Annotated in this window: 16 protein-coding genes and 1 pseudogene; 8 read left to right on the top strand and 9 right to left on the bottom strand. The window is 70.3% G+C overall.

Annotated features, from left to right (window positions below; all coding sequences use genetic code 11):
• The 6 genes from ACLF3M_RS33030 to ACLF3M_RS33005 all read right to left on the bottom strand — a co-directional run.
• Positions 1-428 (bottom strand): Rieske (2Fe-2S) protein (locus ACLF3M_RS33030; protein WP_430661270.1); only part of this gene is annotated, 428 nt, incomplete at its 3' end.
• A 2-nt stretch (positions 429-430) separates the two neighbouring features.
• Positions 431-1,558 (bottom strand): amidohydrolase family protein, encoded by a 1,128-nt coding sequence (locus ACLF3M_RS33025; protein WP_430661269.1) that lies wholly within the window; start codon positions 1,556-1,558, stop codon positions 431-433.
• Complete coding sequence (locus ACLF3M_RS33020; protein ID WP_430661268.1) at positions 1,555-2,643, bottom strand: amidohydrolase family protein; 1,089 nt, start codon at positions 2,641-2,643, stop codon at positions 1,555-1,557. Before ACLF3M_RS33020 ends, ACLF3M_RS33025 begins: the two co-directional genes overlap by 4 nt.
• On the bottom strand, positions 2,640-3,209 hold the full coding sequence (locus ACLF3M_RS33015; protein ID WP_430661267.1) for a thiamine pyrophosphate-dependent enzyme: 570 nt from the start codon (positions 3,207-3,209) through the stop codon (positions 2,640-2,642). The genes ACLF3M_RS33020 and ACLF3M_RS33015 overlap by 4 nt, the downstream gene beginning before the upstream one ends.
• On the bottom strand, positions 3,206-3,760 hold the full coding sequence (locus ACLF3M_RS33010; RefSeq protein WP_430661266.1) for a phosphonopyruvate decarboxylase: 555 nt from the start codon (positions 3,758-3,760) through the stop codon (positions 3,206-3,208). The genes ACLF3M_RS33015 and ACLF3M_RS33010 overlap by 4 nt, the downstream gene beginning before the upstream one ends.
• A gap of 122 nt (positions 3,761-3,882) precedes the next feature.
• Positions 3,883-4,182: a chorismate mutase gene (locus tag ACLF3M_RS33005; protein WP_430661265.1), complete on the bottom strand. Its 300-nt coding sequence runs from the start codon at positions 4,180-4,182 to the stop codon at positions 3,883-3,885.
• A gap of 305 nt (positions 4,183-4,487) precedes the next feature.
• On the opposite strand from ACLF3M_RS33005, the gene hpaR reads away from it, so the two are divergent.
• Positions 4,488-5,030 carry a homoprotocatechuate degradation operon regulator HpaR gene (gene hpaR / locus ACLF3M_RS33000; protein ID WP_430661264.1) on the top strand — a complete coding sequence of 181 codons (543 nt, stop codon included), beginning with the start codon at positions 4,488-4,490 and terminating at the stop codon, positions 5,028-5,030.
• On the opposite strand, the gene ACLF3M_RS32995 is transcribed toward hpaR, so the two are convergent.
• Positions 5,003-5,767, bottom strand: a complete 765-nt coding sequence (locus ACLF3M_RS32995) for an SDR family NAD(P)-dependent oxidoreductase (RefSeq protein WP_430661263.1) — start codon at positions 5,765-5,767, stop codon at positions 5,003-5,005. The genes hpaR and ACLF3M_RS32995 overlap by 28 nt on opposite strands.
• A gap of 179 nt (positions 5,768-5,946) precedes the next feature.
• Here ACLF3M_RS32995 and ACLF3M_RS32990 point away from each other — a divergent pair, with 179 nt between their 5' ends.
• The 7 genes from ACLF3M_RS32990 to ACLF3M_RS32960 all read left to right on the top strand — a co-directional run bounded on the left by ACLF3M_RS32990 (position 5,947) and on the right by ACLF3M_RS32960 (position 15,366).
• A complete protein-coding gene (locus ACLF3M_RS32990; RefSeq protein WP_430661262.1) occupies positions 5,947-6,933 on the top strand; it encodes a TAXI family TRAP transporter solute-binding subunit in 987 nt (328 codons plus the stop codon).
• Complete coding sequence (locus tag ACLF3M_RS32985) at positions 6,930-9,278, top strand: TRAP transporter permease (RefSeq protein WP_430661261.1); 2,349 nt, start codon at positions 6,930-6,932, stop codon at positions 9,276-9,278. Before ACLF3M_RS32990 ends, ACLF3M_RS32985 begins: the two co-directional genes overlap by 4 nt.
• Entirely contained in the window at positions 9,275-11,002 is a 1,728-nt protein-coding gene (locus ACLF3M_RS32980; RefSeq protein ID WP_430661260.1) for an FAD-dependent oxidoreductase, read from the top strand. Before ACLF3M_RS32985 ends, ACLF3M_RS32980 begins: the two co-directional genes overlap by 4 nt.
• Entirely contained in the window at positions 10,999-12,483 is a 1,485-nt protein-coding gene (locus tag ACLF3M_RS32975) for an aldehyde dehydrogenase (protein ID WP_430661259.1), read from the top strand. Before ACLF3M_RS32980 ends, ACLF3M_RS32975 begins: the two co-directional genes overlap by 4 nt.
• Positions 12,484-12,487: 4 nt before the next feature.
• Positions 12,488-13,174: an EthD domain-containing protein gene (locus ACLF3M_RS32970; RefSeq protein ID WP_430661258.1), complete on the top strand. Its 687-nt coding sequence runs from the start codon at positions 12,488-12,490 to the stop codon at positions 13,172-13,174.
• Positions 13,175-13,317: 143 nt separating this feature from the next.
• Positions 13,318-14,301: a 3,4-dihydroxyphenylacetate 2,3-dioxygenase gene (hpaD, locus tag ACLF3M_RS32965; protein WP_430661257.1), complete on the top strand. Its 984-nt coding sequence runs from the start codon at positions 13,318-13,320 to the stop codon at positions 14,299-14,301.
• A 321-nt stretch (positions 14,302-14,622) separates the two neighbouring features.
• Positions 14,623-15,366 carry a Bug family tripartite tricarboxylate transporter substrate binding protein gene (locus tag ACLF3M_RS32960; RefSeq protein ID WP_430661256.1) on the top strand — a complete coding sequence of 248 codons (744 nt, stop codon included), beginning with the start codon at positions 14,623-14,625 and terminating at the stop codon, positions 15,364-15,366.
• Between the two features lie 154 nt (positions 15,367-15,520).
• On the opposite strand, the gene ACLF3M_RS32955 is transcribed toward ACLF3M_RS32960, so the two are convergent.
• Entirely contained in the window at positions 15,521-15,994 is a 474-nt protein-coding gene (locus ACLF3M_RS32955; protein ID WP_430661272.1) for a hypothetical protein, read from the bottom strand.
• A 90-nt stretch (positions 15,995-16,084) separates the two neighbouring features.
• Positions 16,085-16,498, bottom strand: a pseudogene (locus tag ACLF3M_RS32950) (TniQ family protein); the annotation flags it as partial.
• Positions 16,499-16,517 lie beyond the last annotated feature (19 nt).

Below are 16,517 nucleotides of genomic sequence, written 5' to 3'. Positions count from 1 at the left end.
AAATCGATCACCACGTACTCGCCCTCGACGAAAGCGGGATAGGTCTCCGCACCTTCGCGAGCACGGTCGCAAGCAGCGCCTGCCTGGATTGCCGCGGCGTCCACGGTACGTGCGGGGTAGGCGCGGACGCGAACGCGATCCGGGTCGAAGTGGGACCGGCCAGTCCTGATGTCGAACTCCCAGGCATGCCAGGGACAGCGGATGATCTCGCCGGCACGGTCGTACTCGATGACGCCTGGCTCCCGGGCCTTGGCCAGACCGCTGACCACGCCTTCGCACAGCGGCGCGCCTTCATGCGGACAGGAATTGCGGATCGCGAAGAACTCGCCGTCGATGTTGAACACGCCGACCGAGCGCCCTTCCAGCGTGACGATCTTCCGCCCGCCCGGCGGGATCTCGTCGCTGCGCGCGACGGGATGGAGCGCCATGCTCAGCCCTCCCTCGGTGCAAGGCCGTAGAAGGCGCGGGCGTTGCCGACCATGATCTTCTGACGCAGCGCCGGCGCCACCCCGGCGACCAGCACGCGGTCGGGGTGGTCGAAATCCCAGTGCGGATAGTCCGTCGCGAACATCAGCATCTCCTCGCTGCCGAGATGCTCGAGCAATTGCGGGAGGTAGCGGGGCCGCGACGGCTCCTCCATTGGCTGGGTGGTGAGCCGGATATGCTCGCGGATGACCTCCGACGGCTTGCGACGGAGGTGCGGGACCTCCGCGCGCAGCCGGTGGAACAGCCGGTCCAGCCGCCACATCAGCGGCGGCAACCAGGCGAAGCCGCCCTCGATCAGCACCATGCGCAGACGCGGAAAGCGCTCGAACACGCCCTCCGCGACCAGGCTGATCACATGGGCCTGGAAGGACTGCGCCATGGTGGTGTGGTCCTCGACGTAGAAGGACGACCAGCCGGAGGAGGTGATAGGGTTGCCGCTGATTCCCGCGAAATGGACCGCGATGGCCAAGCCGTGCCGCTCGGCCGCGGCGTACATCGGCCAGTATTTCCGGCGCCCGAGCGGGTCCTTGGTGCGGGGGCGCAGCATCACCTGCACGAAGGAAGGGTGGCCTGCCCAGCGCTCGATCTCGCGCTCCGATAGCTCGCCGTTCTCGTAGGGGACCAGCAGAGAGCCGCGCAGCCGGTCGTCGCGACCGAGCCATTCCTTCGCGAGCCAGTCGTTGTGCGCCCGGGCGAGCGCCGCGTCGTACTCCTCGTGCAGGTTCTCGCCGACCTTCGACAGGCAGTTGATGATGCCGTAGTCGATCGGCAGGGCGTCGAGGTGCTGGGCGCGGAAGAAGTCGAGGTCGGCGCCGACCGGCAGGCCGGAGGGCGGCCTGGCGTCGATGCGCTTGCCACCCCCGGCGCTGCGCGGATAGGGCGCGCCGGGGAAGCCCGCGACCTGGTGGGTGCGCGGACCGAAGGTGCGGTGATGTGCATGCCAGGCCGGGTCCAGGTACTGCAGCAGCACGGCGTCGGACGGCATGTAGTTGTGGATGTCGCAGTCGATGACGCGCTGTGCTGCGCGCGGCGACGCGCCGGGTCGTGCGGCGGGTTCGGCGGTGGTGCTCATGGCAGCCGGTAGATCCCTTCCGCGTTGGTGACCAGCAGCTTCCGCTCGGCCTCCGGCGACAGACCCGCCGGCAGCGGGTCCTCGGCATCGTCGTGCCAATGCGGCCAATCGCTCGAGAAGAGCAGCAGATCCTCGCCACCCGCCATGTCGAAGGTCTCGAGGAGATGCCGGGGCTCGTCGGGCGCGTCGACGGGCTGCAGGGTGAAGCGACAGTGCTCCCTGATGATGGCGGAGGGCAGCCGGTCCACCCAGGGGATCTCCCGCCGCAGCCCCTTCCAGTTCTTGTCGAAGCGCCAGGCGAGCGACGGCAGCCAGGTCCAGCCGCATTCCGCAAAGACTAGGCGCAGGCGCGGGAACTTCGAGAAGACGCCTTCGGAGACCAGGCTGACGAGTTGCGTCTGCGCGGCCTGGGCATGCGCCGCGTAGTCCTCGACGTAGTAGTAGGCCCAGCCGACCGGCATGGTCGGGTTGCCCGCGCCGCCGCCGGCATGGATGCAGACCGGCAGTCCATGCCGTTCCGCCGCTTCGAAGATCGGCCAGTAGTGGCGGCGCCCGAGCGGCATTTCCGTGCGCGCGGGCAGGAGGACCTGCACGAAGCGCGGATCGGGCGCGAGGCGCTCGATCTCCTTGACGGCAGCCTCGGGCGATTGCGGCGCGACGACGATGGAGCCGAGCAGCCGCGCTTCGCCGGCCAGCCATTCCGCCGCCATCCAGTCGTTCAGCGCGGTGGCCATCGCGGCGGCCCAGTATTCGTTGCGCAGGGCGGCGATGCCGTAGGGGCAGTTTACGATCGCGCAGCGCGCGCCCGTGGCGTCCAGCACCTGCGTGCGCAGCAGGGCAGGATCGGACCCTGCAGGTTCCTGCGCCGCGCGGCTGCCGGGCCGCGCCGACAGCGGGCTGTTGGCCGGCCAGGTATTGGGCTCGAGATTCGGGTTCTCGCTGTCGCGCATGAAGTCGCGCCAGTAGTCCGGGAGGTAGGGATAGAGCGCCTGCACGCGCGGCACGCCGGCATGGATATCGCAGTCCACCGCACCGGCGAGGCGCCCGCCGAAGGCGAGCGAGCCGGCCGCAAGCACCGTGCTCATGCCGCGATCGCCTGCACGAAGCGTTCCTTGAACCAGACCGGGGTCCAGGGCGGGCATTTCGACTTGTCCGTGCCGCCGGCGACCTTGGCGACGATCACGGCAGGCCCGGGGGTCGCGCCGGCGCGGTCGAGCGCGGCGGCGAACTCGTCCGGCGTGCGGACGGTCTCGCTGCGCCCGAGCCCGGCGGCGCGCGCGATCGCGCAGAGATCCACGCCCCGCCCGGAATGCGTGAGCTGCGAGCCCGTGCTTTCGTAGACACCGTTGTCCCAGACGATCAGCGTCAGGTTCGGCGGCGCCATCACGGCGAGCGTCGCGAGCGAGCCGAGGTTCATCAGCAGCGCCCCGTCGCCCTCCAGCGCCACGATGCGCAGGTCCGGCCGCGTCGCCGCGATGCCGAGCGCGATCGAGCCCGCCATGCCCATGCCGCCGAACAGGTAGAAGTTCCGCGCGCGGTCCCTGGTGTTCCAGACGTCAATCGTCGCGCAGGACAGCGAGGAGACGATCACGTCCTCATCGCCGAGCCCATCGAGCAGCTGGCGCGTGGCCGCCATGCGGGTCCAGCTCATGCCTCCTGCTCCTTCTGCATCATGTTGCCGAGGATCACCGCCACGGGCAGCTGGCCGGAGAAGCAGAGCGTCGCAGCGCCTTCCATCGTGCTGCGCATCGCCGCCGCGCTGTCCACGCGGAAGCACTGGATCCCGATCGCCTCCAGCATGGCGCGGGTCGCGCGGCCGCCGGGCACCTGGCAGGGATTGAATTCACCGAGCCCCCCGCGCTCGCCGATCACCAGCAGCACCGGGATCTTGCAAGCCACGTTCACCGAGGCGAGGGCGTTGAGGGAGTTGCCGACGCCGCTCGCCTGGATCAGCAGCACGCCCCTTGTGCCGCCGAGCCTGGCGCCCGTGAGGATGCCCACGCCTTCCTCCTCGCGCGTGACGGAGGTGACCTGGAAGGCGGGATCGGCCTCGAGCCGAGGGATCAGGCTGCCCGTGCCCTCGTCCGGCACATAGGCGATCATGCCGATGCCGATGCCGATGGCGCGGAGCGCGTCGTGCAGCGCCAGCTTCCACGGGGCCAGCGCGGCGTCATCGTCACGCTGCACGATGTGGGTGTCCACCGGCGCCTCCTTCCCATAACGGACGGAGCCCTGGTGCGGCCGGAGCCGGAGACCGCGGCGACGCCCCTAGATGTTTAACATGTTATGCACTTCGGCCCGACGCGCCGTCAACTCATAACGCATCAGCCCTTCCGGGCGTGCTCGGCGGCGATCCGCTCGTGCTGGCGCACGACCTCGGCGATGACCATGCGGATGAACGCCTCGGTGAAATCGGGATCGAGGCCGGAGGCTGCCGCAAGCTGGCGCAGGCGCGCGACCTGGCCTTCCTCCCGCGAGCGGTCCACCGCGGGCAGGCTGCGTGACGCCTTCAGGATGCCGACCTGCCGCGTGGCCCGGAAGCGCTCGGCCAGCATGTGGACGAGAGCGGCATCGATGTTGTCGATGCTCTGCCGCAGGCCCTGGAGTTCCTCGGGGATGGTCATGAAACGCCGTTCTCGCAGGTTTCTCGTTGCGCGCCAGAAGACCCCCGCGACGCCCTGCTGGCAAGACGGCGACAAGCCGCTGGACGGCGTCGCTGCCATCCATCAACATGTTAAGCAATCGAGAGGGCACGGAGCGCCGATGGATCGCACCGGCACACGGGACAGGGCCGCGTGCATCACCCACCGGGCCAGCGCCAATTTGGCTCGAGGCGGATCGCCTCATGCGCCCGGTCCGGCGGGTTCTCCGGCCCGTGGTTGACGGGGTAGACCGGTGGGGGCCGTCGCAATCGAGGAGGGCTGCCGGCTTGCCTGCCACCCAGCGGCGGGTCTCCGCGCCGGCCAAGGTGCGCCTGCGCGACTTCTCGCGCTCTCTGCCGATGTCGCTGCTCCGCGCGCGGGAGACGGTGATGCGGCATTTCCGCGCCATCCTTCGGGAAGCCAACATCACCGAGCAGCAATGGCGCGTGCTGCGTGCCTTGACCTCCGTGGACGAGATCGAGGTATCGGCCCTGGCGCGCAAGACCTTCCTGCTCGCCCCGAGCCTGTCGCGCATCCTGAAGACGCTGGACGAGCAGGGCCTGATCGAACGCCGCTTCCTCGCCTCCGACCTCCGGCGCAGCGTCATCACCATCGCCCCGCGGGGCAGTGCCTTGATCGACGAAGTGGCGCCGCGGTCGGAGGCGATCTACGCCCGGATCGCGGAGCGCTTCGGGGCGGACCGCCTGGCCCAGCTGCAGCAGATGCTCGCGGAGCTGGAGCAGTGCATGCTGCCGGATGCGCCGCCCGCCGAGGACGATGCGGAACCGCCTCCCGCTTCCGCTCAGCCCCGGTCGCGTAGGGCGAAGTAGTCGTCCATGCTGCGCGAGTAGGACAGCAGCGAGCCGCCATCCACGTCGAGCGTCGTGCCAGTGATCATCCGCGCGGCCGGGCTGCAGAGGAACAGCACGGCCTCCGCGATGTCCTGCGGCAGCACCCATTCGCCGAGCGGGATGTAGGACGGCGGCGGCGCATCCCTGCCCGTCGAGCCCATGCCGGTCAGCGTCGGGCCGGGACAGACCGCATTGACGCGGATGCGGTCGCGCGCGAACTCGAAGGCCGTGTGCCGGGTCAGGCCGAGCAGCGCCGCCTTGCTGGCGGTGTAATGCGCGCCGCCGCGCGTGGAGATCCGCCCCTTCGCGTTGATCGAGGCGATGTTCACGATCGCACCGCCGCCGCGCCGGCGCATCGGCTCGGCGGCGGCCCGGATGGCATAGAAGGCGCCGGAGAGGTTCACGGCGATCACCCGTTCCCATTCACCGGGCTTCATGCCGCGCAGCGTGCTGGAGGGCATGATGCCCGCATTGTTCACCAGCACGTCCACGCCGCCGAGATCGCGCACGACCCGCGCGACCGCGCCTTCGACCGAGGCCTGGTCCGCGACGTCCGTCGGCACGTGCAGATCGACGGATATCTCCGGCTCGATCGGGTCCAGCACCGCGACGCGGGCGCCCTGCCGGGCAAGGGCCTGCGCCACGGCCGCACCGATGCCGCGCCCGCCGCCCGTGACGATGGCGACCCTGTCGGGCTTCGCCGTGTCGGTATCCATCCCACCGTTCCTCCCGGCGCATCGTTCAACTTGACACTCGCGCAGCCGAAACTTTAACGTGTTAAGTATCGTGGCGCCGCTCGGTCGCCCACGCAAGCCGAGCAAGACTGACACGTCCAGAATGCAACAGGCGCCGCCGTGAAGGACAGGCGCGGAATCGTGGAACGGGGAGGCTGCGGATGTCCAGCGAGCAACGCCAGGTCGTCGGGTCCGCTCGCCGTGCGCTGATCGCGGCCGCCGCCGCCGGCGCGCTGGCCCGGCCGTCCTTCGCGCAATCCACGCTGCGCCTGACCCTTGTCACCGGCGGCACCGGCGGCGTCGCCTTCGCCTTCGGCGGCGGGCTGGCGCGCGTGCTGACCGAGCATGTCCCGAACCTGCGCGCCACCGCGCAGGTCACCGGCGGCTCGCTCGACAACGTCAAGCTGGTCAGCGCCGGCGAGGGCGACATCGGGTTCGCGAGTCTCGACTCCGCCGCCGACGGCTTCAAGGGGGAGGGGCCCTATGCGCGTGACGGCCGGCAGAACATCCGCACCCTCGCCGTGATCTTCGGCAACTTCGTCCATGTCGTGGCCAGCGTGCCGTCGGGGATCACCAATGTCGCGCAGATGCGCGGCAAGCGGATCGGCGTCGGCACGGCCGGCAGCGCGACCGAGACGCTCGCGGATCGCGTGATGCGCGCCGCGGGGCTCGATCCGCAGCGCGACATCAGGCGCGACAACCTCTCGGCCACGGAATCCGTGAACTCGCTGAAGGACGGCAAGATCGGCGCCTTCTTCTTCCTGAGCGGTGTGCCCTCAGCCGCGATCCGCGAGCTCACGATCTCGAACCAGCCGCCGGTCGTCTTCGTGCCGACGGGCGAGGAGCAGAGCAAGCTCGCCGACCAGTATCCCGGCCTCTACACCGCGGTCACCCTGCCGCAGGACGCCTATCCCGGCATGGCCGGGGCCGTGCCGGGGATCGGCGCGCCGAACATCATGATCGTCTCGCCACGCATGCCCGACCGCGTCGTCACCCAGATCCTGACCGCGATGTTCGACAACCTCGAGGAGGTACGGCGCATCCACCCCGAGGCGCGCAACCTCTCGCTGCGCGGCTCGGCCGAGCGCGTCGCCGTGCCCTTCCACCCCGCCGCGGAGGCCTTCTACCGCGTGCGCGGCGTGCTGTGACGCAGGCCGGCCGGGATGAGCATCCCCAGCTCACGGCCGAGGAGCTCGAACAGCTATCGGCCGACAGCGACGGCGGCCCCGCCTATCGCCCCGATGGCATGCTGGGCCGCCTGACTGCCTTCACGGCCTTCGGCATCTCGGCCTATTCGCTGGTCTGGACGCAGTTCTCCCTCAACACGACCTTCTACCGGTCGAGCTTCCTCGCGATCTGTCTCGCGCTCGGCTTCCTGGTCTATCCGCTGGTGCGCAACGCGCCGCGGCGACGGCCCGGCGCGACGGAGTATGGCGTCGCGCTGATCGGGCTTGGCGGGCTGGCCTGGATGGCCATGACGTGGCCGCCGGTTCTTGCTGGCGGATATGCCGGCGGCGTCGCGCTGGCCTGCGCGGCCTGGCTGATGCTCTACCCCGTGGCGGTCGCGACGCCCTTCTTCCAGCAGACCCGCGCGCTCGACTGGCTCGCCGCCACGCTCGCGATCTGGACCTGCATCTATCTCGTCGTGAACGCCGACGCGCTGCGGACGCGCGCGACGGTGCCGAGCGCGGACGACCTCGCGCTCGGCGGCGCGCTGATGCTGCTGGTGCTGGAGGCGGCACGTCGCGCGACGGGCTGGGTGCTGCCGGCGATCACTATCGGCTTCCTCGCCTATTGCTACTTCGGTCCCTGGATACCCGAGCCCTTCGACCATCGCGGCTTTTCGGTCGCGCGCATCATCGGCCAGAACTACCTGACGCTGGAGGGCATCTTCTCGACGCCCGTGGACGTCGCGGCGACCTTCATCATCCTCTTCACGATCTATGGCGCGGTGCTGGAACGCGGCGGCGCCGGCCGCTTCTTCATCGACTGGTCCTTCGCCCTGTTCGGCCGGCGTCCCTCGGCGGCCGCGCCCGGGCGCGCCGTGATGGCGTCGGGCTTCCTGCTGGGCACGGTGTCGGGCTCGGGCATCGCGACGACGGTGACGCTGGCCTCGCTCGCCTGGCCGATGCTGAAGCGTGCGGGCTACACGCCGGCAGTGGGCGGCGGGATGCTCGCGGCGTCCGGCATCGGCGCGGTGCTGTCGCCGCCGACGCTCGGCGCCGCGGCCTTCATCATCGCGGAGTACCTCAATGTCGAGTACCTCGCGATCCTTGCCTACGCCGCCATCCCGACGGTGCTCTATTACCTCGGCTGCTGGCTGACGACGGAGGCCGACGCCAGGCGGCTCGGCGTGCATGCGACCCGCATCTCGGACGCCTTGCCCTGGCAACTCGCGAAGCGCGAGGGATACCACTTCGCCTCGCTCGCGGCCGTCGCGGTGCTTCTCGTGCTCGGCATGAGCTCCTTCATGGCGGTGTTCTGGTCCATCGTCGTTGCGATCGTCCTGTCGATGATCAGGCCGGAGAGCCGGCTGCTGACGCGCGAGGGCTTCGGCGTGGCGGTCACCGTCATGCTGGCGCTGCTCCTGCTCGGCCCTCTCGTGATGGACGAGGAGGATGCGCGCTTCTCTGTCTATGTGTTCCTCGGTCTCTCGACAGGCCTGGCGCTGTCCGGTTTCCAGGCGCTGCGCGCCACGCGTCGCGGCAGGCCGATGCCGGACGGTGCGACCGGCCTGATCGAGGCGCTGACCGAAGGCGCGCGGTCCACCATCGGCATCGTCGCGACCTGCGCCTGCGCGGGCATCATCGTCTCCACGGTGAGCCTCACTGGCCTCGGCCTCACACTCTCCAGCATCCTGGTGGATCTCGGTCAGGGTTCGCGGCTCGGCACGCTGCTGCTCGCCGCTCTCGCCATGTGGGTCCTCGGCCTCGCGGTGCCGGTCACCGCGAGCTACATCATCGGGGCCGTGATGCTGGTGCCGGCGCTGAGCAAGGTGGGCGTGCCCGAGGCCGCGGGCCACATGTTCATCTTCTACTACTCCGTCCTGGCCGACGTCTCGCCGCCGACGGCGCTCGCGCCCTTCGCGGCCTCCGCGATCACGCGCGGCAGCCCGCTGCAGACCACGATGCAGGCCTGGAAATACACGCTGCCCGCCTTCCTCGTGCCTTTCATGTTCTGCCTATCGCCGGAAGGGCTGCAGCTTCTCATGCTGACCCCGGGCGGCGCCTTCCCCGACACCGTCGCGGGCTGGGGCGGCATCGCGCTGGCGGCGGCGAAGGCCTGCCTGGCGCTCGTCGGGCTATGCGCCGGCCTGACGGGATACCTGCTGATCCGCGCCAGCGTCGCGGAGCGGCTCATCGCGGGGTTCGGCGGAATCGTGCTGCTCGTCGCGGGCTGGGAGACGATGCTGGTCGGCCTGGCGCTGCTGGTCGTGGCGCTAGCGCTGCAGCTTCGCCGCCGCCGCGTCGCGCCGAGCGAGGCCCCGGCGTGACCCCAGCCTTCGGCTTCGCGCCAGGCGAGACCGAGGCAAGCTGCGACCTCCTCGTCCTCGGCTCCGGCGCGGCGGGGCTGACGGCGGCGGTCACGGCGGCGGAGCACGGGCTCGACGTCATCGTCGCCGAGAAGGACAGCCTGTTCGGCGGCATCTCGGCCTGGTCCGGCGGCTGGCTCTGGATCCCGGGAAACCGCTTCGCCGCGGAGGCCGGCATCACGGATTCCGCCGAGGAGGCCGGGCGATACCTGCGCCACGAACTCGGCAACCACTTCGACACCGCGCGCGTGGACGCCTTCCTGCAAGGCGGTCCCGCCATGCTGGAATTCCTGGAAGGCCGGACCGCGCTGCGCTTCGAATCCGGCGTCGCCTTCCCCGACTATCATCCCGGCGTGCCCGGCGCGGTGCAGGGCGGGCGTTCGCTGCGGCCCGCCACCTATGACGGCCGTGCCCTCGGCGAAGCCGTCCATGCGCTGCGTCCGCCGATGCGCGAACTCACGCTGTTCGGCCTCGGCGTGTCGTCAGGCGGCGACATCCGGCATTTCGCGCAGGTGACGCGCTCCCTCTCCTCCGCGCTCTTCGTGCTGAAGCGCATCGCGGCGCATGCGCGTGACCGGCTGCTGCACGGCCGTGACCTGCGGCTGGTGAACGGCAATGCGCTGGTCGGGATGCTGCTGCGCAGCGCGCTCGACCGCGGCGTGCGGCTGCGCCTGTCGGCGGCGGGCGAGCGGCTCCTGCCGGAGGAAGGCCGTGTGGCCGGGGCCGTGCTGGCCACGCCCGTCGGCCCGGTGACCGTGCGGGCCCGCCGTGGCGTGGTGCTCGCGACCGGCGGCTTCGGCCACGACCCCGCCCGGCAGGCCAGCCAGCATGCCCATGTTGCGCGGGGAGGAACCCACCTCCCGGTGGCGCCGGCCGCGGTGGCCGGCGACGGGCTGCGGCTGGGCGAAGCGGCGGGCGGGCGCGTGGTGCAGGGCCTACCCGCCGCGGCCATCCTCGCGCCGGTCTCCCGCGTGCCGCATGGCGACGGCAGCGCCGGCATCTACCCGCATTTCGTGGACCGCGGAAAACCCGGCGTCATCGCCGTCACGCGCGACGGGCGGCGCTTCGTGAACGAGAGCAACTCCTACCACGACATGGTGCAGGGCATGCTGCGGGCTTGCGGGGACAACGAGGCCACGGCCTTCCTGATCGCCGATGCGCGGGCGGTGCGGCGCTATGGCCTCGGCTACGCCAAGCCGGCGCCGCTGTCGCATGAGGGCCTGGTGCGGGCCGGTTACCTTCGCCGCGCCGCGACTCCCGCCGCGCTTGCTGCCGAGATCGGGATCGAGCCCGTTGCGCTCGAGGAGACGATCCGGGCCTTCAATGCCGCAGCCGCCGAGGGCCGCGACCCCGCCTTCGGCCGTGGCGACAACCGCTACAACCACTTCCAGGGCGATCCGGAACACGAGCCCAATCCCTGCCTCGCGCCGTTGGAGACGCCGCCCTTCTACGCCGTGCAGGTCTTCCCCGGCGATCTCGGCACCGCGGCGGGGCTGCGCACGGATGCCGCGGCCCGGGTGCTCGATGAAGCCGGCATGCCCATCCGGGGCCTCTACGCCGCGGGCAACGACATGGCGACGGTCATGGCGGGCTGCGCACCCGGTGGCGGCGTGACGCTTGCCCCCGCCATGGTGTTCGGATGGATCGCCGCGCGGCACGCCGCAGGCGCCGGAGGTGACGCATGAGCAGCCTTTCCCGCTTCGGTCACGTCATCGCCGGCGAGCCCGTCGCCGGCCAACGCTGGATGCCGAGCTACGATCCCTATCTCGGCGAGCCCTGGGCCGAGGTCGCGGCCGGCACGGCGGACGACGTGGACGCCGCAGTGAGCGCCGCGCGCCGCGCCTATCGCGATCCCGCCTGGCGCGGCCTGACGCCGACCGCCCGCGGCGCGCTGCTGCTGCGCCTCGCCGACCTGCTGGCGGAGCATGCGGAGCAGCTCGCCGTCGCGGAGACGCGCGACAACGGCAAGCTCATTGCGGAGATGCGGGCGCAGATGCGCTACCTCCCGCAGTGGTTCCGCTACTTCGGCGGCCTGGCGGACAAGGTGGAGGGCGCGGTCATCCCCTCCGACAAGCCGTCCATGTTCAACTACACGAAGCCGGAGCCGCTGGGCGTCGTCGCGGCGATCACGCCCTGGAACTCGCCGCTGTTGCTGACGGCCTGGAAGCTGGCGCCGGCGCTCGCAGCGGGGAACACGGTGGTGGTGAAGCCGTCGGAGTTCACCTCGACCTCCATCCTGCCCTTTCTCGACCTCGTCGCGCGCGCCGGCTTCCCACCCGGCGTGATCAACCTCGTCACCGGCACGGGGGCGGAGGTCGGCGCGGCGCTGGTCGAGCATCCCGACGTCGCCGCCGTCGCCTTCACCGGCGGGGAGGCATCGGGACGAGCGGTGGCGGCTTCCTGCGGCCGCAAGCTGATCCCGGCGACGCTCGAGCTCGGCGGCAAGTCGGCGCAGCTCGTCTTCGCGGACGCGATACTGGAGAATGCGGTGAAGGGCGTTGCCGGCGGCATCTTCGCGGCCACCGGCCAGACCTGCGTCGCGGGATCGCGCGTGCTGGTAGAGCGGCGCATCCTGCCCGAATTCCTCGACCGGCTGTCGGCCCTGGCCAAGGGGGCCCGCATGGGCGACCCGATGCGCGACGAGACGGAAGTCGGACCGGTCACCACGCGGCAGCAGCTCGACCGCATCCTCGGCTTCATCGAGCACGCGAAGCGCGACGGCGCCGAGGTGCTGATCGGCGGAAGCCGCGCGACGCGGCCGGAATGCGGCCAGGGCTGGTTCGTCGAGCCCACCATCTTCACCGGCGTCACGCCTTCCATGCGCATCGCGCAGGAAGAGGTCTTCGGTCCCGTCGCCTGCGTCATCCCCTTCGACTCGGAGGAGGAGGCGGTCGCGATCGCCAACGGCACACGCTTCGGCCTGGCCACCGGCGTCTGGACGCGGGACCTGGCGCGCGCGCACCGCCTGGCCGCGACGGTCGAGAGCGGGATGGTGTGGGTCAACACCTACCGGACGTCGTCGCCCATGTCGCCCTTCGGCGGCATGAAGGCCTCGGGGCTGGGGCGGGAGAACGGGGCGGAGGCGATCCGCCACTACCTCCAGACAAAGGCGGTCTGGATGGATTTCAGCGAGACCTATCCCTCGCCCTTCGTGATGCGGCTGTAGCGCGATGCACGCCACTCTCCTGCTGCTCACCCGTGCGCCGGACGCCGGGGAATCGGCGTTCCGCGCCTGCTGCGTCGAGGCGGCGACGCGGTTGGCGGCCGAGCTGCCCGGCCTTGCGGGCTGCGTCGTCAACCATGTCTTGGACAGCGCGCGGCGGATGCCCGTGCCGCGCGGCGCCTTCGCGGTGGATGGGCTGGTGCAACTCGCGGGCGACGGGCGGGACTGGGCGGCCGAACCGGCCTATGCCGCCCTGATCGAGTCGCTGCGGCCCTGCACGACGGCCATCCTGGCCCTTGACACGCGGCGCCACGACGTGATCGCGCCGCCCGAGCCTCCGCGCGGCGGCGGCAGCGCGCCGATGGCCAAACGCATGTCCATCCTGGAGCGCGACAGCAGTGTCACGCTGGCCGGATTCCAGGCCTGGTGGCTGACCGTGCATGGGCCGAAGGTGAAGGACGTGCCGGAACTCCGAGGCAGCCGCCAGTACCACCTGCGTGGCGCGCGCCCGGAATGGAGTGCGGCGCCGGGCGCCGTCTGGGTGCCGGACGGCGTCACCGAGCTCTGGCTCGAGGACATGGCGGCAATGGAGCGCGCCTTCCCACCCGTCCGCGCCGCCGGGGTCGGCGCCCATGCCGCGACCCGGATCGCCCGCATGACGACGTTGATCGTCGAGGACCACCGGATCCTCTGACCTCCGCGCATGGGAGGACGGCGCCTGGTCGGGATGGCCAGGCCCGGGCACCCTTGCCTCCGGGAAATGCGTCTGCCCAAAGTGCCGGGGCCGCGGTCCGAGAAGCCGAGCGGCGTGCTAACCTGGCGCCGGAGGAGGTAGGCATGCCCGTCCCGAAGCGCGTCACCGCGCCGCCCTTCAACGTGCTGCGGTGCAGCCACGTCGTCTACACCGTCACGGACCTCGGCCGCAGCCGGGCCTACTACGAGGAGACGATCGGACTGCATGTCCAGGACGCCGGCGACAAGGTCGCCTGGCTGCGCGGGATGGAGGAGCGCGGCCATCACTCCCTCGTCCTGCGGCAAGAAGGGATAGCGCGCGCCGAGCGCCTCGGCTTCAAGCTGGCCTCCGAGGACGACCTAGAGCGCGCCGAGCACTTCTTCCGGGCTCGCGGCCTGCCCTGCGCGCGGGTGGAGGTGCCCTACCAGGGACCGACGCTGCACGTGACCGACCCCATGGGCGACCCCCTCGAGTTCTTCGCCTCGATGGAACAGACCGAGCGCCTGCTCCAGCAGTACGGGCGGTATCGCGGCTGCCACCCGCAGCGGCTGGACCACTTCAACGTGTTCTCCCGCGACGTGCAGGGCTCGGTGGATTTCTACGCGGCGATCGGCTTTCGCCTCACGGAGTATACGGAGACCGACGACGACGCGCCGCGCATCGCCGCGGCCTGGATGCACCGCAAGGGCACCGTTCACGACGTTGCCTTCACCAATGGCCGCGGCCCGCGGCTGCATCACGTCGCCTACCTCGTCCCGTCGGCGATGCACATCATCCAGCTGCTGGACCTCATGGCGACGACCGGCTGGCTGTCCAGCATCGAGAGGGGGCCGGGGCGCCACGGCATCTCGAACGCCTTCTTCGTCTATGTGCGCGACCCCGACGGGCACCGCACCGAGATCTATGCCGGCGACTACCTGACCGTGGACCCCGACCTCGAGCCGATCCGCTGGTCGATCAGCGACCCTCGCCGCCAGACCTTGTGGGGCATGCCGGCACCGCGCTCCTGGTTCGAGGAGGGCACGCCCTTCCGGGGCGTGGTGCCGGAGGAACCCGTCGCGAGGTTCGAATCCGTCATGGCGGATTGACCGGCAACCCGCCGACCCGTGAAGATCAGCCCGGAGGAAACATGATCGCTCGTCGCAGCCTTGGTCTCGGCGTGCTCGGCGCGACGGCGTTCGGCGCCGCGCTGCAGCCCGCGCTTGCCGCCTATCCCGACCGCGTCATCACCATCATCGTGCCCTTCGCCGCGGGCGGCGCGACGGACCTGGCGGGCCGTCTACTGGCCGACCGGATCGGGCCGCTGCTCGGCGAGGGCGGTCGGGCGGTGGTGGACAACCGTCCCGGCGCGGGCAGCGCGCTCGGCGCCGACGTCGTCCGGCGCGCCCCCCGACGGCTACACGCTGCTGGTGGGCTCGGCCTCGACCCTCGCCGTCGCGCCGGCCTCCGGCGCCGCGGCGGCGCGCTACCACCCGACGCGCGATTTCACGCCGCTCGCCTTCTTCGGCATCAGCACGATGGGCCTGCTGGTGTCGCGCGACAGCGGCATCGCCACGACGCAGGCGCTGCTGGACCGACTGCGCGCCGATCCCGGCCGCTTCTCCTTCGCGAGCTCGGGCGTCGGCGGCATCGCGCACCTCGCGTCGGAGTATTTCTGCAAGGCCGCGGGGGTGGAGGCGGTGCACGTGCCCTATCGCGGCGGCTCCCAGACCGCGGAGGCGATCATCAAGGGCGAGACGCTGTTCGCGATCGACACCGTGGGATCGAACATCGGGCAGATCCGCGACGGCTCGCTGCGGCTGCTGGCGGTCACGACGAAGGAACGCGATCCGAACTTCCCGGCCGTGCCGACGATCGCGGAATCCGGCGTGCCGGGCTACGAGATGGCGAGCTGGACGGTGCTTGCCGGCCCCGTCGGCCTTCCGCCCGATGTCACGGAGGCGCTCGGCCGCGCCGCCGCTCGCGCCATCGCCGAACCCGCGGTGCGGGAGCGGCTGGAGACCACCGGCACCGTGCCGGAGCTCAACAGCACGCCGGCGATGACGCGCGACTTCCTCGACCGCCAGTTCGAGATCTACCGCGAGGTCGTCCAGCGCGTCGGCCTGGCTGGACTGACGCCTGCAGGCCGTGGATGTGGGGCGTCGAGACTCTGACGTGCCAAATGACCTGTCCCTCAGACACATCTAAGTCATTGATTCCTGGTCTCGCCATGTCAGGTGACTTGTCACGGCGTGCCACCAACCCTGTCACGGACACTGTGTCTCGCCACCAACCTTGGCACGCCGCAAATCCGACCCGGGTTGGCACCTAAACGTAGTACCAGCGACGCTTGCCACGGCGTCGCGGATGAGCGTCCGCCACTGCTCGGGTCAGCCGGAGCAAAATGCCCCCCAGCCATGACAGACTACCATTTTCACAGTCGGCGATCCACGCGTAGCGATCAAGGACAGTGTACGCGGCGGTGTATTCCGTCTCGTAGAACTCCGGCAGCCGTTCGACGAGGGTGGCCAACCTGGCCGGGTTGTCAGAGCTGAGCTTGAAGCCGAGCGCTACGATGTCGTGCCTCGCTGCGTCGCGCGGGTGATAGTGAGCGCGCCATGGAGGCTTGCCTGATGCAAGACCGCCGAGGAGCAGCATGACGCGGATGGCCTGGTAGAGTGGAAGGCCTTCCAGCAGTTGCGGCTCATCGACCTCGGTCCCATCCATCCGGCCCTCGAGGTAAGCCGCCACCGCTAGGCGGTCCTTTGTCGCGACCGGGGCCTTGATGTCGGTCAGGGCCATGTCACACCGGCACTTCAAGACGCTACCGCGATGCCAGTTGAGCCGGGATTTGCACTCTGGCTTCGGGCAGGAGCTGACAAGCTGATGGCGGTGCCGCGAGCAGTCGCCCAGAGCGACGAGGTCCCATCGAGCCCTGTGGAACGCTCGCTCCTGAAGACACGCTGGGCAGACAGTGCGCCACTTTCCTTGGAGGTCCAAATGATTGAGGACCTGGCCGAGGTAGCGGTGGAGAAAACTCTCCCCTCCAGGTCCGACCTCGATGTGCTCTACACACAGAGCCCTCAGCCGCTCGATGGGGACAGCAGACAGAACGGAGAGTGCCTCGAGCTCCTGCAGAGAAAGGCTATCGCCAGGGAACCGGCGCGCTAAGGCGTCCCCGAGAACTTCCTTCGGGTGTGGTCGCCCATTCCGAGCGGCAAGTCGCCGAAGAAAGCCGTTCAGGCTCTCCCCAGGCTCGACGTCGCAGCGAAGTGGAAGTGGCTGAAGACGATCCAATTCCTTCACGCGACAAGGAATCGCCCAG

Source organism: Falsiroseomonas sp. HW251 (assembly GCF_050563545.1).
GTDB lineage: Bacteria > Pseudomonadota > Alphaproteobacteria > Acetobacterales > Acetobacteraceae > Falsiroseomonas.
This window is presented reverse-complemented; position numbering and strand designations above follow the sequence as displayed.

What these genes read in the sequence shown, in the direction of transcription:
- ACLF3M_RS33025 (WP_430661269.1), bottom strand. Translation starts at nt 1,558, where the DNA reads ATGAGCACCACCGCCGAACCCGCCGCACGACCCGGCGCGTCGCCGCGC.
- ACLF3M_RS33020 (WP_430661268.1), bottom strand. Translation starts at nt 2,643, where the DNA reads ATGAGCACGGTGCTTGCGGCCGGCTCGCTCGCCTTCGGCGGGCGCCTC.
- ACLF3M_RS33015 (WP_430661267.1), bottom strand. Translation starts at nt 3,209, where the DNA reads ATGAGCTGGACCCGCATGGCGGCCACGCGCCAGCTGCTCGATGGGCTC.
- ACLF3M_RS33005 (WP_430661265.1), bottom strand. Translation starts at nt 4,182, where the DNA reads ATGACCATCCCCGAGGAACTCCAGGGCCTGCGGCAGAGCATCGACAAC.
- ACLF3M_RS32995 (WP_430661263.1), bottom strand. Translation starts at nt 5,767, where the DNA reads ATGGATACCGACACGGCGAAGCCCGACAGGGTCGCCATCGTCACGGGC.
- ACLF3M_RS32990 (WP_430661262.1), top strand. Translation starts at nt 5,947, where the DNA reads ATGTCCAGCGAGCAACGCCAGGTCGTCGGGTCCGCTCGCCGTGCGCTG.
- ACLF3M_RS32975 (WP_430661259.1), top strand. Translation starts at nt 10,999, where the DNA reads ATGAGCAGCCTTTCCCGCTTCGGTCACGTCATCGCCGGCGAGCCCGTC.
- ACLF3M_RS32970 (WP_430661258.1), top strand. Translation starts at nt 12,488, where the DNA reads ATGCACGCCACTCTCCTGCTGCTCACCCGTGCGCCGGACGCCGGGGAA.
- hpaD (WP_430661257.1), top strand. Translation starts at nt 13,318, where the DNA reads ATGCCCGTCCCGAAGCGCGTCACCGCGCCGCCCTTCAACGTGCTGCGG.
- ACLF3M_RS32955 (WP_430661272.1), bottom strand. Translation starts at nt 15,994, where the DNA reads ATGGCCCTGACCGACATCAAGGCCCCGGTCGCGACAAAGGACCGCCTA.